The following is a 16,290-nucleotide window of genomic DNA, read 5'->3' as shown; positions in this document are numbered from 1 at the left end:
CCCTCCGATTTGTATTTGTATTGTCTATCCGCCCGGCTGTGTCTATTCTTGCAAGTCATTTACGATCACCGGTACTACGATCTCCACACGCGTGCCCTCTCCGGGAACACTGGTATAGTTCAAGGCATAGTCACCTTTATAAAAATGCTTCAGCCGTGCCTGTACATTCTGCACCGCATAGCCGCCGACATCCCGGGCAGTGTACACATCTGTCTCGTCAGGCATGGCAAGAATCTTTTGCAGCGTCTCGCTGCTCATCCCGCCCCCGTTATCCTCAATCACGAACCTCAGCTGATCTCCGGTACGCTGTCCGCTGATGCTTACCCGTCCGCCGCCGCGCTTGCGTTCAATGCCGTGGATCAGCGCGTTCTCAATGAACGGCTGCAGGCTGAGCTTCAGGATGACATAGGTGTACAGCTCCTCAGGAATGTCGATCACATACTCGAGAGATTCCTGGAACCGCATCTTCTGGAGCGACAGATACAGCTCAATCAGCTCTTTTTCCTTGGCTACGCTGGTGAAGCTCTTGCCCTGGTTCAGACTTAAGCGGAACAGCCGGGAGAGGTTGATGACCATCTCACTGATCTTGTCCTGTCCTGCCGCCTCCGCTTCCCAGAAGATCGTGTCGAGCATGTTGTAGAGAAAATGGGGGTTAATCTGGGATTGCAGCGCCTTCAGCTCCGCTTCCTGCTCCTTCATCTTCAGCAGATAGGCATCGTCCACAAGCGCCTTGATGTTGCCGACCATATTATTGTAGCCCCGGCTGAGCTGGCCGATCTCATCCCAATATTTGATCTCCACCTTCTCGTCGAACTGCCCGTTCTGGAAGCGCCGCATGGACAGCAGCAGCGTCTTGATCGGCGCTGTCAGGAAGGAGGAGAAGAACATGAGCAGAGGGATACTAAGCACCAGGCTGGCTAATACCATAACGAGCACTGCGGATTTGATGGAATTCAGCTCCCCGGTCAGCGAAGAGAGCGGAACACTGTACAGAGTGATCCAGCCATCCTGGTTGATGTTGTAATTCAGCAGCGTATCCTTGCCCTCCAGGCTGACGATAGTGTTGCCGGAGCGGATACCGGCCTTGGCCTGCTTCATCACGAACTTTGCGGCTTCGGGACTGTAGGTCTCTTTGCCTGCCGACAACAGCTGTGTGCCCTGTTCACTCAGAATGAGGATGCCGTGATCCTTGTCATACAGATTCGTCAGATAGGTTCGGCGGATGGTCTCCAGATTAATGCCGACGAACACGAAGCCGATCCGGTTCCCGTTCACAATATCACGGATAATCCGGGTCATGCCGAGCTTGTCATTGCGGTTGCTCTGAATGAATACATTGTTCTCTTCTGTCAGCGGGAACCAGTAGGAGGCACCGTTTAAGGCAACGGTCTGTTTATAAGTATCATTTGAGGTAATTTTGCTCAGACTATACGCACCGCTGCTGTCATCGGTGGCAACCTGAAACAGCGGCTCGGACAGGCTGCCGTAGAGAGCCAGATAATCGAAGCTTCCGGTTACCAGCATCTGGTTCATGATCGACGCGGTGGGTCCGTTATAGAGCTGGTTCTCAATCTTCGCCGAATCCGAAGTATTGCTCCGCAGCGTGTCCTGAACGACTAGAGCGAGGCTGAATACCGTGACCCAGTCGGCTAACGTCTTTTGCATACGGGCGAGATTACTGTCAATCTGCTTGAGCACACTCTGGTTGGAATTGCTCACCTTATTGATAATCTGCTGCTTGGAGATCTTATAGGAGTAAGCGCCCAGCGTGCAGGCCACCCCGGTGATCAGCAGGAAGATCAGAATGGTTATCTTGTATCGCAGGTTCATATTCAAGTAGTAGCGCAGCACAGGATCACTAACCTTTTTGTTTTTTATCTTATGCGCAATGCCGAATATACACAAGGGAGCTGACAAACGAAGTCGACAATTTTCAACATTACTCTCTTTTTCTCTACTGACCCTGACTCTGATGCTCTGGTACGATGTGTTCAGAAACAAAGAAAGCAACCCACGATCCATAACAAATAGGGGGAATTGACATGGTTATGAATTCAAAATCCACACGTAATATACTGCTGGTTACGGCCCTTGCGGCAGTCGCGGTGCTTAGCGCATGCGGAGGCGGCAATGACAAGAACAATAATGCAGGCAGCAGCACGAACGGCGGTACAACAGGCTCTGCGGACAAGGAAGTGACGCTGCGTCTGTTCTCGAATCTTCCCGACCGTAAATCCGGCCAGGGGCTGGCAGAGCAAATGGTAATCGACAACTATATCAAAGCGAATCCCAATGTCAAGATCGATATCGAGACCCTGGCCGAGGAGCCGTTCAAAAACAAGCTAAAGGCGTACATGGCCTCCAACGAAGCGCTGGATGTGACCATGGTTCACGGCGGAGCAGAGCTGAATACGCTGGTACAAGCCGGCTACGTGAAAGAGCTGGACCCTAAGGAATACGAAGGCGATACTTTTAAATTCCTGCCGGGCGTGTACAAATCATTCACCTTCAATGATAAGCTGTATGGCTTGCCCCGCAACAGTGACTATGAAGTGATCTATTATAACAAAAAGCTGTTCGATGACAACGGCATCAAGATTCCTACCACCTACGCCGAGTTGCTGGAAGCGGGCAAGCAGTTCCGCGCCAAAGGCATTGAGCCGATGTCGATGAACGGTAAGGACCTGTGGAGCTTCGCAGCCTTCTTCCAGGACCTTGTCGTACGCCTCACCGGCGATCAGAACCTGATGCTGGATGCGGTAGCGAAGAAGAAGAATTTCACTGGTGATGAGAATTTCACCAAAGCTGCTGAGCTGCTGGCCCAGGCCAGAGACACCAAGCTGTTCCAGGAATCGTTCATGACAGCGGACTACGGCGCATCCCAGAACCTGTTCACGCAAGGCCGGGCTGCCATGTGGTACATGGGCTCTTGGGAAGCAGGGATGGCAACGAATGACAAGCTGCCGGAAGACTTCCGCAACAATGTGAATGTACTGAAATTCCCGGTTGTCGAAGGCGGCAAAGGCAAGGATACCGATCTTCTGGCCTGGAACGGCGGCGGATATTCACTGGTGAGCAGCTCGAAGCATCCTGAAGAAGCCAAGAAGTTCTTCGACTATATGATGTCCGCCGATCAATGGGCCAAGATTGTATGGGATACCGGAGCAGCTGTACCGGCACAGAAATATGAGCTTACCGGCAAAGAGAGCGAGCTGCAGAAGCAACTGACTGAGGTTCTGACAGGGGCTACCAGCACAGCGGGTTCTATCGCCCTCGACTCGGGTACACCTAAGTTCAAGGATGATGCACAGAATGCCTTCGGCAAGTTCTTCGCCGGCGGAACAACACCTGAGCAGCTGCTGGCCGATCTTCAAAAGGCTGCGGAAACACAATAACAGATCACAAACACAGATAACAGATCACCACTATAGAGAGTGAAAGGAGACGGGGCGGGAAGCAATCTTGCCCCTCTCTAATCTTAAGGATGGAGTTGGAGTTCCATGCAAAAAGTATTTAACAACAAAATGGCAATCTTTCTGTTCGTCTTTCCGGGGATTCTCCTATTCGCCCTGACCTTTCTCGTGCCGATCGTACTCAGCGCGTATTACTCGTTCAGAGACACCCTGTCTCCGGGTACGCCCTCGGCATTCATCGGATTCGCCAACTATACGCAGCTGCTGCTCCACGATTCACGGTTCTGGCTGGCACTTAGAAATGCCGTACTGCTTGGTTTGGGCTTTATCCTGATCCAACATCCGATTGCCATCTTTTTTGCCATTATGCTGGACCGCCTGGGCGGTAAGGCAGAGAAGTGGTTCAGAACGATTTTCTTCATCCCATGTGTCATTTCTGTAGTCGTTATTTCAAAGATGTGGCTGTCCCTGCTGGACCCTACCTTCGGCGCCTTCAACAAAATGCTCGATTCCCTGGGGCTTGGAATGCTAAAGCATGCCTGGCTGGGGGATAGCAGCACCGCGCTGATCTCCATGCTGTTCATTCTGATCTGGGCCGGCTTCGGCTGGGGATTGCTGTTCTATTATGCAGGACTCAAAGGCATTCCCGATGATTTGTATGAAGCCGCTTCACTGGACGGAGCCTCCGGCTTCCGATTACACTGGCGGATTACAGTTCCGCTGCTGTCACCGGTTATTACGGTGCAGATTACTTTGGCTATGATTACCGCCTTGAAACAGATGGAAACCGTGTTCCTGACCACCAACGGCGGTCCCGGCGATTCCACCCAATTCCTGGCCGTGTATCTCTATAACAAGGCGTTCTCGGCCAGCCAATATGGTTATGCCAACGCCATCTCGATTCTGTTTATCATTGTCTGCCTGCTTGCCACCTATATCAGCAACAAACTGACCCGCAGTGATGCGACGGAATTCTAAGGAGGAATCACCATGACAAAAAGCACAAAAACCATACTATGGGTGTTCTTCCTGATCGTCGCCCTGGTCCAGCTGTTTCCGCTCATCTGGCTGATTGATTTCTCATTCTTAAGCAGCAATGAGTTTTACTCCTCCAGCGTCCTGAAATGGCCGAGTGATCCCCAGTGGCAGAACTATATCAATGCATGGGTGGACGGTAAATTCCTGCGCTACTTCATTAACAGTACCTTCGTTACCTCGGTAACCATTCTGTTAACAGTGATTCTGTCCCTTACGCTGGGCTATGCCTTTACCCGTATGCAGTGGAAGCTGCGCCCCATCTTCTTCACCATTATCCTGCTGGGGATTATGATTCCGATTCATGCGACCCTCCTGCCTAACTTTGCGATCTTCAAGGCGCTGGGCTTGACGAATTCCTATCTGGGGCTGATTCTGCCATACACCGCAGTGTCTGTACCGCTGGGAACCTTCATCCTGACAGGCTTCATGCGGAGCATTCCAAAAGCAATGGAAGAGTCCGCTGTAGTTGACGGCGCGAATATTTACCGGATTGTCTTCCAGATCATTGCACCGCTTACCGCGCCTGCACTGGTTACGGTCATTGTTACAACGTTCCTGAACTGCTGGAATGAATTCATTATGGCATCGACCTTCCTCAGTAAAGATGCGCTGAAGACGCTGCCCTTCTCGGTCATGAACTTCGCCGGCCAGTATTCTTCAGACTACGGCTCACAATTTGCGGTCATGGTGCTGACATCGATCCCGGCCATTGTCATCTACGCCATTTTCAATGAACAGATTACCAAGGGCGTGACAGCGGGTGCGGTAAAAGGCTAAACTCAAATTATCAAAACTTTTAGCGTATGCTCCCGAAGTCAGTTTTACGAAGAGAATTATACGCTATCAATACTCTTAGGAGGATTATAATGGATCACTTGTTATACGGCGTTGCTTATTATGATGAATATATGCCTTATGACCGTCTTACGCAGGACATCCAAATGATGAAGGATGCGGGCATTAATACCGTCCGGATTGCCGAATCCACCTGGAGCACGCATGAGCCGCAGAACGGGGTATTCGACTTCTCTTCTGTACAGAGAGTGCTGGATGCGATGCATGAGGCCGGCATTCATGTCATTGTGGGAACACCTACCTATGCGGTGCCGGCCTGGATGGTCAAGGAGCACCCGGAGGTGCTGGCCGTGACTGTGAAAGGGGAAGGCAAATATGGCGCCAGACAGATTATGGATATCACTAGTCCGGCGTATCTGTTCTACTCGGAGCGGATTATCCGCAAGCTGATGGCTGTGGTACATAAGCATCCGGCAGTCATCGGATACCAGATCGATAATGAGACCAAGCATTATGAGACAGCCGGACCGAACGTCCAGCTTAGATTCGTCAAATACATGAGGGAGACCTACGGAACGCCCGAAGCCATCAACCACCAGTTCGGTCTGGACTACTGGAGTAACCGGATCGACAGCTGGGAGGACTTCCCGTCCATGGTAGGCACAATCAACGGCAGCTTGGGGGCTGAATTCGCCCGGTTCCAGCGGGGACTGGTGAATGAGTTCCTGGCGTGGCAGGTCGGAATTGTGAATGAGTATAAGCAGCCGGGGCAATTCACCACCCATAATTTCGATTTCGAGTGGCGGGGGTATTCGTTCGGCGTTCAGCCTTCGGTGGATCATTTTGCGGCTTCGCAGCCCTTTGACATTGCCGGTACAGATATTTATCACCCGTCCCAGGATCAGCTTACAGGTGCAGAGATTGCCTTCGGAGGAGATATGACCCGCTCGCTGAAGCAGGATAACTACTTCGTGCTGGAGACCCAGGCGCAAGCGTTCCCCGAGTGGACGCCGTATCCGGGACAGCTGCGGCAGCTGGCGTTCAGCCATCTGGGCTCAGGCGCTTCGATGGTCGCCTACTGGCATTGGCATTCGATTCATAATTCCTTCGAGACCTACTGGAAGGGCTTGCTCAGTCATGATTTCCTGCCGAATCCGGTATATAAGGAAGCCCAGACTATCGGTGCGGACTTCAAGCGGTTAAGCGATCAGCTTATCGGACTGAAGAAGACCAGCAAGGTGGCTGTGATGGTCAGCAATGAAGCGCTGTCCGCCATCGAATGGTTCAAGCTGCCCGGCGGATTGATCTATAATGATGTAGTCCGCTGGATGTATGATGAGCTCTATAAGATGAACATCGCCTGCGATTTCATCCAGCCGGGAAGCCCGCGCCTCGGCGAGTATGAGCTTGTCGTGGTTCCTGCGCTGTACGCCGTCTCCGATGAAGCGCTCCGGCAGTTAAATGATTACGTCCGCAGCGGCGGCCATGTGGTCTATTCCTTCAAGAGCGGGTTCACCGATGAACAGGTGAAGGTTCGTCATACGGCGCAGCCTGGAATCATTCAAGAGGCCTGCGGGATTGCTTACAGTCATTTTGCCACGCCGAATGCGGTGACGGGACTTACCGGCAAGCTGTTCCCTAAGGGAGCCGAAGCAGGCGTTCACACCGTCCACACCTGGATGGAGATGATTGTTCCCGGTTCAGCGGAGATGCTGGCCAGCTACGATCATCCCCAGTGGGGCGAATATGCTGCTGTCACCCGTAATACCTTCGGTGAAGGAACAGCTACCTACATTGGTTGTATGACCGGACCTGCCGCACTTGCGGAGATCCTGCGCGATACGCTCCAGATAGCCGGGTTATGGGGAGCGGACCAGCAGCTGTCGTTCCCGCTCATCGTGAAGTCCGGCGTGAACCGCCAGGGCCGCGCTATCCGTTACTACTACAACTACTCAGCCCAGCCGCTCAGCTTCAAATATCCGCATGAGGCGGGTCAGGAGCTGTTGTCCGGCGATGCGGTGGGGCAGGATGAAGAACTTACACTTGATGCTTGGGGCGTTATGATTATTAAATAAACCGGGCACTCCTGTTATAGAATAGCTCTATCAAAGTACCTTGAGGAACAGGCAGGAAAATGGAATTGTTCCGTCCATAATTTCCTGCTATACTTTTGACAGGTTAGTTTGATAGGGGGTTACACGGATGGCAACGAATTGCTCATTAGCTAGGGAGTCCTCATGCAGAGCCTGATCCGGGGCGATACTTTGCGTGGGGTGCGGCAGGACAATCTTGATCGCCCAAACAGATATTATCGTTTCTAATCGCAGGCTCTGCACCTTATTGCATTAATCAATAATAATAAGGGGCTGAAGAGCTGTGAAAACAACATTTATTAGAAACCATCAATATAATTATATTAAGAAACAAGCGGATTTTGTGCTGAAAACACTGCGTTCGGTAGCGGACCGGCGTGTCCTGGAGACCGTAAGATACAGCGCCGAGCTCAACGTGACGGGAGCCTTTGCTTCACTGACCGAGGGGCAGGAGCAGATGCTGCGGTCAATCTCCACCTTCGAGAAGGCCGAGGACTTTCAGCAGTATACCAGCGGGCTGGAGCCTTATCTGGAGCCGTTTCCGCCGATTACGCTGAAGCAGATTCAGAAGCTGTTTCCCAAGAATAAAAAGATGAAGCTGCCTGATCTGCAGTGTTTTGATTTCCGTTATGTCACTTATCTGGCCTGGGCGGACATTGCCACGAACAAGCTGTTCATCGTCTATCCGCATGAAGGGCAGTTCATTGGTGTGGAAGGCCGGATGCTGCCTGTGCACAAGAAGGGCTACTGCCTGTTCTGCAACCGGCAGCAGGAGCTTGCCTTCCTGACTGTCAAGACCAAGCCGGAGCTGGCGGCGGCAGATAATTTTGCTTCCGTAGGCCAGTATGTATGTATGGATAATCAGGGCTGCAATCAGAGCATTACGGATATAAGCGCGCTGGAGCGGTTCGTCCTCTCGGTGCGCAAATAGCAGGATAGTTTGATTAAAAGAGCAGAGCAGCGGTTCCCGGTTGGGGGCCGCTGCTCTATTTGTGTTGCAGGGTAGAGGGCCTATCTGCCAGGCTGCGTCGTCATCGTCAAATCTGCCAGTTCCTCCAGAAGCTGCTCCTCCAGGCGGATAATCTCGCACATATTCCTGTGCAGCTTCACCCGTGCGGCGGGCTTGTTGCCCGAGCACATTCCCTTAATCATGAACTGATTGACCAGATCCCACTTCTCGCCTGCCTGACGGTAGCCTTCAGCCGCCCGGGATAGAGCAGGCGCCGGGCCTTCGCGCTCCAGCAGCTGCAGAAACTGGCTGAACCGGATTCGGCTGATCGGCAGCGCGTTGGCGTAGATCTTGAAGGCTGAACTGGCTTCAGCTGTATTATCAGGCTGTATCCCGGTCTCAAGATAAGCCTGGGCATACGCTCTGAGCTGGACGCCCACCTGATCCGGCCGAATCTGTTGGGCAGGGCTGGTGAGCACCTCTTGGAGGATAGTCTGCCAGTCTGAGCAGGAACGGGAGGTTTCGCACCGCCCGAATAAGGCGTAGAAATGACAGGCCCCTTCTAGGATGCTGAAATCCACCGTCTCAAGTTCCCTTCCATAGTAAGCATCTGTCAGATAGATCAGGTTCTTCTCCCGGTCCAGACCTACGGCAAGACAGGCATGGCTCGTATGCAGCCTGCGGTAGGCTACACACCAGGGACAGTCATAGGAGTCGAAGCCGACCAGAACCGGCATGCCTGCGGACAGCTGATTCTCCAGCAAGTCAAGCATGTAGCTTCGATCCGTTGCCGGTCCAGTCCGTTCGATATATGTGAAGGTAAGGCCATGGTACGCAGACAGGTAGCCGGTATTGATCCGGGGCAGACGTATCCGCTCAATCAGCGGCTGGTCCGGGGCATGCGGCTCATCCAGGTACATCTGCCAGGCATCGCCGTACATGCCTTTGCTATCAAGTCCCTGCCACTGCGCTACAGACTGGATGCAATCATCAATGCAGCTGCGCAGCTTAGGGTACAGGGTACTCTTAACAGGAGCAATGTTCAACACTGCTTATCATCTCCTTCGCCGAGCAGAAGTGGCTGTGCAGCCGGTCGCGGTAAGAAGCGGGAGTCATGCCGCTGAATTCGCGGAAGAGCCGGTAGAAATATTTCATGTCATAAATGCCGACCTCAAGGGCCACGGACTGGACGCCAAGCTTCGTGAACAGGAGCAGGAGGCAGCTGTATTTCATCCGGATCTCCTGGAAGATCTGGATGTAGGACCTGCCGGTCTTATTCTTGAGCAGCCGCTGGAACTGGCGGGAGCTCATCGCAAGCTGGCGGCTCATCTCATTCAGCGTGATCCGCTCATTATAGTTACTGATCATATATAAGAGGACATCATGCAGCGGGTCGTACTGGGTTCCCGGGCGTTCGGCGAAGGGAAGGTCTGCAGCGGGCATAATCAGCTTCGCCAGCTCCAGCAGCGGCGGGTATAGCCGCTGCTCATCCATGAGCAGGCCAGAGTTCAGCATCCCCTGCAGCCGCCCGAGCAGGAAGAGAATTTCCTTATTCTTCTCCCTGTATCCGAACCATTGCCGCACCTCCAGCAGCTTCAGCAGCGGCAAGAGGGCCTCTTCGGACAAGGGACCCTGCAGCTCTCTGAGCACACTGTCAAGCCCGGGCCTGAGCATACAATCCAGGATCAGCAGCGGCTCGGTACCGCTCAGATCCTGCGGATGAAAGACATGGGACACCCCCGGCGGAATCACTAGCACATCCCCCTGCGTCACCTGCATTTTATCCTCACCTGCCAGATGAATGCCTGTCCCTTGAACCACGTAGGCCAGCTCTACAAAGTCGTGCTGATGACGTACGGAAGTGACCGTTTTTTGAGTCAGGAGCATTTGTACGGGTGAACAGGAGTCGAATACATAGTCCCCCGTAAATAGCGGAAAAGCTTCCATTAACAAACCTCCGTTTCCTGCTTCCTTATGTTGGCAACTGGAATCCATCCTAGTATATCTCAATATTTTGGCGCATTCAACCATATATTAACAACTTAAAATTTGGTATATTCATGCTATTCATTCCAATTATGCAACCTGAAAGGGGTAGACACATGCAGCAGAAAGTCATTGAGATTATCGCCGAAATCAAGGAGGAACCAGGCTTGCTTCAGACGCTCAGCGGAGCTTCTGACCTGACCCTGGACGCCGCACTTGACTCCCTGCAGATCATTAATTTTATTCTGAGAGTCGAGGATGAATTCAATATAGAGGTAGATTTCGATACCTTTGATCTGGAGCACCTGAAATCAGTGGACCGGTTCTCCGCTTATGTCGCCGGGCTTGCCGTACAATGAGGAATGCTGTGCACTGCGGCAGCCTGGAGTCGGAGCGGTACTGGCGGGAGGAGGATCTGGCCTCCTTGCCGGCCATTCCCGATACGAAGGCACTGGCTATCGTGCAGGCGATGGATGAGATGCTGTTTGTCTTTTGCGGGAGCGGCGATGTTCTCTTAACCCGCCAGGGGATGAACCGGGCACAATATGACTATCTGCAATCGCTCGGTTATGCCTTCAGCACCAATATGGATACGCTCAGTCTGGAGGCAGAGGCGTCTGTTCCCGCACAGGCGGCGCTGAATGTATTTGAACTGCTGGGCCGGATGGAAGCCGGGCAGGAGCCGGACCGCTTAATACCGGAAGGAGCGCTGCTGGAGCCCTTTGCTGTGCTTCCCGGGACACAGGAGGCGGTTAGCCGGTACAAGCTTTTGCCCACGTTGCCTAATGAAGAGATTGTACGGGCGGTGAATACCAAGAGCTATTCTACGGCGATGCGGGACCGGCTGGGGCTGCCGAATATTGCGGTAGTGGTCCACAGTATGGAGGAGCTGCTGCAGTCGGGACAAGTGCTGCTGGAGAAGGGAGCTTTTCTGATCAAGGACGAGTATGGGGTATCCGGTAAAGGGAATCAGCTGGTGGATTCAGAGCGTATGCTGCGCCGGATGGCCGGGCATCTGGAGTCGAGCCGTAATCAGGGGAAAAGAATCCGGTTTGTCCTCGAGCCGCTGCTGGACCGGGAGACAGACTTCTCCTGCCAGTTTCAGATTGATCCGGAAGGCCGGATCACCCTGTTGTCCGTTCAGCAGCTGGTGAATCAGGGCTTCGCCTTCGGAGAATCCCACTCCCCGCAGCCGTCTCTGCTGGACAAGCTGGAGAAGGAAGGCTACTGGGAGACTATGCACAGCATAGGCCGGGAGCTGTACGCTGACGGATATTACGGGGAGGTATGTGTCGATTCCATGCTGCTGCGTGACGGAAGCCTGGCGCCTCTGGTAGAGATCAATGCCCGCAAGTCGATGAGTCTGATTAAGCATCATGTGGACCGCCGGTTCAAGCAGGAGGGTGTGCACACCTGCCTGATTCAGGTGCCGCTGGCGGCTATGGGCAAGGTTCATTATGAGGAGCTGCTGGAGCGGATGGAGGAGACGGGGATTTTGTTCTCGCTGGAGACAGGGGAAGGTGTGATGCCCTTGACCTCAAGCGCGCTCCAGCCGCTGGACCCCGCCCGTACTGCCGGTTCCGTGAAGGGCAAGCTGTATGCGGCCCTGACTTACCGGAGTGAAGACAGCAAGCATAGGCTCATCCGTACGCTGGACGAGTCTCTCATGCGCACAGGCTATACTATCCTGCGATAAAGAAAGGAACCCTCCAATGAATAACACCGTGACGATTCTATGCTCAGGCTTTGGTCTCGGCTTCTATGTCCCTGGTCTGCTGCTGGAACGCAAGTTAACCGCGCTGGGTCTTCAGGCGGAGATTGAGGTGTTCGAGAGCTTAATGCCTGAGCGCAAAAAGGAACAGACAGACAACAGCCGCAGGGCGTATCAGCAGAGCTTCGCCGTAGCTCTGACCTCACAAAAAATACCGTCCGATATAAGAAGCAGCCTTGACCCTGCAGCCGTTGAACAACTGCTGCAGCAATGGAAGCATGAGGAACGGCAGCATTTCATCGTCTTGTCCGGGCACTGGGTGCATATCATGGACCAGTACCGTGAGCTGGCGGGGGTGAGCGTGTATGCTGACCTGCTGTATATTGACGCCGGCCTGTCGCCATCGTGGAAAAATCTGCGCAAACTGAATCCGGGTTATGCGGAAGGCTATCATGAAGTAAGCCTGTATGATCCCGGGAAGCAGGAGATTCTGTGCAGCATCGATGCCGGGTCTGGGGAAGCACTGCCTGCCGCGGCGAGGAACGGGCGGCTGGTCGTTCATGGGGGCGGCTGGGGGATTGGAACCTTCCGTGAGAAGTTTGACGCGCTGGAGTCGGCGGGGTACGAGCTGGATATCGCCGCTTACAGTATTCAGGAGATTGGCGAGGCTATCCATGGAAGACGTTATTATATGAATGATCCGCAGTGGCGCACCTGGACGAAGGACAGCAGCGGGCAGTATACCTTCCCGCCGTTTGCAGAGGTAACCGGTAACCGGACGGAGCATTTCCCGCCCTGTCAGAGCTATGGGGAGGGGATGTTCGGAGTTATCCGGCAGGCATCCGCAGTCATCAGCAAGCCGGGCGGCGGCGCTTTGATAGATTCGCTGGCTTCGGGTACACCGCTTGTGCTGCTGGACCCCTTCGGCCCGCATGAGAAGATCAACAGTGATCTGTGGGTCAAGCTTGGTTACGGCATTACTTATGGAGAGTGGGCCATGTCAGGATATGATGATGATGAACTGCGCAAGCTGGCGGATAACCTCAGAGCCGCCAACGGTCAATACCCGGACTATGCGGCAAGCTATGCCGAACAATTATCCACAGCAGGAGGGAGAAGCTAATGCAGCCTACCAGTAGAGTGAGCCTGGACGAGCAGTCCTTTGAGGCATTGAAACGTACAATCAAGAATGTGGTGGTCCCGCACCGGGAACGTAAGCATGATCCCGGCTTCAAGACGGTGATGCCGGAGATTATGTCCCTCAAGCTGACCAACCGCTGTAATCTGCGCTGCAAGCATTGCTATCAATGGAATGAAGACGGCTACCATCATGATATGGATGCCGCTGAACAGAATCTGGATATGGATCTGGGAATGATCCAGAGGCTGCTGGAGGAGACGGATGAAGCGCAGTCCCGCCTGTATTTATGGGGAGGGGAGCCGCTGTTTCACCGGCAGGCCAAGGAGATTCTGGAGCTGCTGAAGGAGCACCCCCGGGATACTACGATCTGTACCAATGCCTATATGATTCCGAAGTTTGAAGAGGAGCTGTGTGCAATCTCCGACAATCTGGAGCTGCTGATCCCGATCGAGGGGTTCCAGGAGGAGCATGATTTCCTGCGCGGCAAGAATTCGTTCCAGAAGGTCATCGACGCCGTTGACCGTTTGCTGGAGCTGCGCGAGCAAGGCCGCTTCCGCGGCCGGATCTCGGTGCACAATGTGATTAATGACAATATGATCGGCCGGTTGTATGAGCTGGTGGAATTTTTTGAGCAAAAAGGCGTCGATCTGGTCCTGCTCTGCTTCCCCTGGTATATCTCTGAGGAGACCAGCTTTGCGATGGACCGCTTCTATGATGAACACTTCCAGTGGCTGGCTGAGCTTCCGCCGGATCACCGGAGCAGCTGGCACGCGTTCAAATACCATATCAAGCCGGAGAATATCACCAGACTGACCGAAGACCTGAAGCGGATTAACAGCAATACCTGGCACAATACCCGAATCCGTTATCAGCCGGGTCTCGATTTTGATGAGATTGAGGATTTTGTGGCCGGCAAGCCGATGAAATCCCGCAGTACGTCGAAATGTCTGGCGCTCAGTACCCGGGTGGATATTGCCCCGAATGGCATGGTGAGCGCCTGTAAATTTTTTGGGGAGCTGGCTATTGGCAATGTGAAGGATCAGACGCTGACAGACATATGGAATTCTGCGCGTTATGACCGGCTGCGGCGGATTATGGACGAAGGCTTGTCTCCGGCCTGCTCCAAATGCAATGTGCTGTACTTGAACACCTATGCTGCGCTGGCTCAGATATGAGCAGTGTGGCAGAGGGGCCAAGCTATAAGCTCGGTATTCTGGGCGCCTCAAATATTGCGGTTCCAGCGATGCTGGAGCCGGCACGGGTAGTGGAGAAGGTGAAGGTCGCGGCAATTGCCAACCGCACCTTGGCGAAAGCGGAGGCCATGGCCGAGGCATACCGGATTCCCTATGTGGCAGGTAGTCTGGACGAGCTGCTGGAGCTAGACGAGCTGGATGGAGTATATATTGCGCTCAGCAATGAGCTTCATGCGCAGTGGGCGATCCGGGCCTTGAATGCGGGCAAGCATGTCTTGGTGGAAAAGCCGATCTGTCTCCATCCCGAAGAAGCGGAGCAATTAAGGCAGGCGAAGAACAACCCTGCGGCTCCGAAGCTCACTGAGGGGTTGATGATTGCCTGTCACCCCTGGCAGCAGGCGCTGAAGGGCATCGTCGATTCGGGCGAATTCGGCGCGCTGCGCAGGATCAGCACCCGAATCTCCGTTCCTGCCAAGAACGGGCATGCCGGAAATTACCGGAGTGTCAGGGAGAAGGGCGGAGGGGCTTTTGCCGATCTGGGCTGCTATTGGCTGCAATTCGTGCAGATGCTTGCCGGTCTAGAGCCGGAGGAGATCCTGGCGGAGTCGGCCTTTGACGGGCCGGATGGCTGTGACTGGACCTTTCAGGCGGCGCTGCAATACAAGAACGGACTGAGGGCCGAGTGCCTCACTTCCTTCGAGCTGCCATACCGGGCCTCGCACACCCTGTATTTCGACCATACCGTGCTTACGGTCCCGGATTTCTTCCGGCCGATCAAGGGGTTCTACAAGCTCAAAATCCGGCATGATCTGCCGGACAACCGCACCACCCTATGCGAATTCGAACCGCTGAACTATTATGTGGGCCAGCTGGAGGCTTTTGCGGCAATCATGAGCGGGCAACGGGCCGAGGGCCTGGGCGCTACCTGGGAACGGGTGCAGCTGCAAGCCCGGATCATGGCCGGGGCGCAGCGGTGCCGGGTTTAGCTGTGAAGCAGACCGACGATGACCGAAACAAACGCCACAGCAGCGCCCCCCCTGACCGGAGAGTCGCTGCTAGTGGCATGATTACCTGATAGGACAGGAGCCATCCAGACATCCGGGGCTGGTGGCGGATTCGGTATTATCATCGGATACAGTCTCCACCTTGGACCATGCCTGATCCAGCACCTCTTTGAATACTGATTGATCCCGGGCACCCGATACAGAATACGTTTCATTAAACAGAAAATACGGCATTCCCCGTACGGAGGCAAGGCGGCTATCTTTTTCATCCTTTTGCACTTCTGTTGTGAATTGGTTACTCTCCAGGACCGCCAGTGATTTCGTTCCATCCAGACCTGCTTCTGCTGCCAGTAAGGCAAGGGTACTAGGGTCGTTTATGTTAAGTCCTTCTGTAAAATAGGCTCTGAAGATACGTTCCGAGAGCGCATAAGCTTTCCCATGGGCGGCCGCATAATGCGTTAGGCGGTGTGCGTTAAAGGTGTTTGCCGGCACGGTCTGATCAAACCGATAATCGAGGCCTGTCATTCTTGCCATTTCAGTAACCTGCATATAGGCATGTTTTGCCTGGGAGACACTCATCCCTGCATGTTTGGAAGCCGTTTCGTAAATCGATTCTCCTGCTTGCGGATAATAACCAGGTACCATTTCAAAGCTGTGGAGCACGATTTCTACCTCATTTTTGTAATCAAACTGTTCCAAGGCGGCTTCAAACTTTTTTTCCCCAATATAGCAAAACGGACAAGTATAATCGAACCATATATCTACTCTCATCTTCATCTCCCCCTCATTTCTTAATCACGATTTTCCCGCGTTTAGGCTGCATCTCACTTTTTAAGAATACGCTGACCCTGCTGAAGTCTGCCATGCTCAACCAGGGCTTGCCAGGCCGTCAATGTAACCGTAGGTATGGCATCAGTCTCTTCGAAGGAAAGACTCTCCGGGATAACAGCAAGGTGATCCTGCCGGT

The 16,290-nt window shown here is 53.6% G+C and carries 14 protein-coding genes and 1 pseudogene; 10 read left to right on the top strand and 5 right to left on the bottom strand.

Annotated features, from left to right (window positions below; all coding sequences use genetic code 11):
* Positions 1–42: 42 nt before the first annotated feature.
* Complete coding sequence (locus NSS83_RS09195) at positions 43–1,851, bottom strand: sensor histidine kinase (protein ID WP_341348078.1); 1,809 nt, start codon at positions 1,849–1,851, stop codon at positions 43–45.
* Positions 1,852–2,042: 191 nt separating this feature from the next.
* Here NSS83_RS09195 and NSS83_RS09190 point away from each other — a divergent pair, with 191 nt between their 5' ends.
* The 5 genes from NSS83_RS09190 (at position 2,043) to NSS83_RS09170 (ending at position 8,270) form a co-directional block, all read left to right on the top strand.
* Positions 2,043–3,395: an extracellular solute-binding protein gene (locus tag NSS83_RS09190; protein WP_341184726.1), complete on the top strand. Its 1,353-nt coding sequence runs from the start codon at positions 2,043–2,045 to the stop codon at positions 3,393–3,395.
* A 105-nt stretch (positions 3,396–3,500) separates the two neighbouring features.
* Positions 3,501–4,391 carry a sugar ABC transporter permease gene (locus NSS83_RS09185; RefSeq protein ID WP_341348077.1) on the top strand — a complete coding sequence of 297 codons (891 nt, stop codon included), beginning with the start codon at positions 3,501–3,503 and terminating at the stop codon, positions 4,389–4,391.
* 12 nt (positions 4,392–4,403) lie between these two features.
* Positions 4,404–5,228 carry a carbohydrate ABC transporter permease gene (locus NSS83_RS09180; protein WP_341017918.1) on the top strand — a complete coding sequence of 275 codons (825 nt, stop codon included), beginning with the start codon at positions 4,404–4,406 and terminating at the stop codon, positions 5,226–5,228.
* Between the two features lie 89 nt (positions 5,229–5,317).
* Positions 5,318–7,321: a beta-galactosidase gene (locus NSS83_RS09175; protein ID WP_341184728.1), complete on the top strand. Its 2,004-nt coding sequence runs from the start codon at positions 5,318–5,320 to the stop codon at positions 7,319–7,321.
* 301 nt (positions 7,322–7,622) lie between these two features.
* Positions 7,623–8,270 carry a FusB/FusC family EF-G-binding protein gene (locus tag NSS83_RS09170; protein ID WP_341348076.1) on the top strand — a complete coding sequence of 216 codons (648 nt, stop codon included), beginning with the start codon at positions 7,623–7,625 and terminating at the stop codon, positions 8,268–8,270.
* A gap of 80 nt (positions 8,271–8,350) precedes the next feature.
* Here the strand turns inward: NSS83_RS09170 and NSS83_RS09165 are convergent, their stop codons facing one another.
* The gene (locus NSS83_RS09165; RefSeq protein ID WP_341184730.1) at positions 8,351–9,337 is read right to left on the bottom strand and encodes a hypothetical protein; all 987 of its coding nucleotides are present in this window, start codon (positions 9,335–9,337) and stop codon (positions 8,351–8,353) included.
* The gene (locus NSS83_RS09160; RefSeq protein WP_341184731.1) at positions 9,315–10,235 is read right to left on the bottom strand and encodes a helix-turn-helix domain-containing protein; all 921 of its coding nucleotides are present in this window, start codon (positions 10,233–10,235) and stop codon (positions 9,315–9,317) included. Before NSS83_RS09160 ends, NSS83_RS09165 begins: the two co-directional genes overlap by 23 nt.
* Before the next feature lie 155 nt (positions 10,236–10,390).
* On the opposite strand from NSS83_RS09160, the gene NSS83_RS09155 reads away from it, so the two are divergent.
* From NSS83_RS09155 to NSS83_RS09135, 5 genes are read left to right on the top strand one after another with little or no spacing between them, the layout of a single operon-like run.
* Complete coding sequence (locus NSS83_RS09155; RefSeq protein WP_340752608.1) at positions 10,391–10,633, top strand: acyl carrier protein; 243 nt, start codon at positions 10,391–10,393, stop codon at positions 10,631–10,633.
* A complete protein-coding gene (locus NSS83_RS09150; RefSeq protein ID WP_341348075.1) occupies positions 10,630–11,970 on the top strand; it encodes a hypothetical protein in 1,341 nt (446 codons plus the stop codon). Before NSS83_RS09155 ends, NSS83_RS09150 begins: the two co-directional genes overlap by 4 nt.
* 16 nt (positions 11,971–11,986) lie before the next feature.
* Positions 11,987–13,108: a UDP-glucuronosyltransferase gene (locus NSS83_RS09145; protein ID WP_341184733.1), complete on the top strand. Its 1,122-nt coding sequence runs from the start codon at positions 11,987–11,989 to the stop codon at positions 13,106–13,108.
* On the top strand, positions 13,108–14,301 hold the full coding sequence (locus tag NSS83_RS09140) for a radical SAM protein (RefSeq protein WP_341348074.1): 1,194 nt from the start codon (positions 13,108–13,110) through the stop codon (positions 14,299–14,301). Before NSS83_RS09145 ends, NSS83_RS09140 begins: the two co-directional genes overlap by 1 nt.
* Positions 14,298–15,305, top strand: coding sequence for a Gfo/Idh/MocA family oxidoreductase (locus tag NSS83_RS09135; RefSeq protein ID WP_341348073.1), 1,008 nt, complete (start codon positions 14,298–14,300; stop codon positions 15,303–15,305). Before NSS83_RS09140 ends, NSS83_RS09135 begins: the two co-directional genes overlap by 4 nt.
* A gap of 81 nt (positions 15,306–15,386) precedes the next feature.
* On the opposite strand, the gene NSS83_RS09130 is transcribed toward NSS83_RS09135, so the two are convergent.
* The gene (locus tag NSS83_RS09130) at positions 15,387–16,094 is read right to left on the bottom strand and encodes a DsbA family oxidoreductase (protein WP_341184736.1); all 708 of its coding nucleotides are present in this window, start codon (positions 16,092–16,094) and stop codon (positions 15,387–15,389) included.
* Between the two features lie 62 nt (positions 16,095–16,156).
* Positions 16,157–16,285 (bottom strand): annotated as a pseudogene (locus NSS83_RS09125) (NADP-dependent oxidoreductase); the annotation flags it as partial.
* Between the last annotated feature and the right edge of the window lie 5 nt (positions 16,286–16,290).

Source organism: Paenibacillus sp. FSL H3-0469, assembly GCF_038051945.1.
In the GTDB taxonomy this organism is placed as follows: domain Bacteria; phylum Bacillota; class Bacilli; order Paenibacillales; family Paenibacillaceae; genus Paenibacillus_AQ.
The sequence above is the reverse complement of the archived record's forward strand: the minus strand, read 5'-3'. Positions and strand labels throughout refer to the sequence as shown.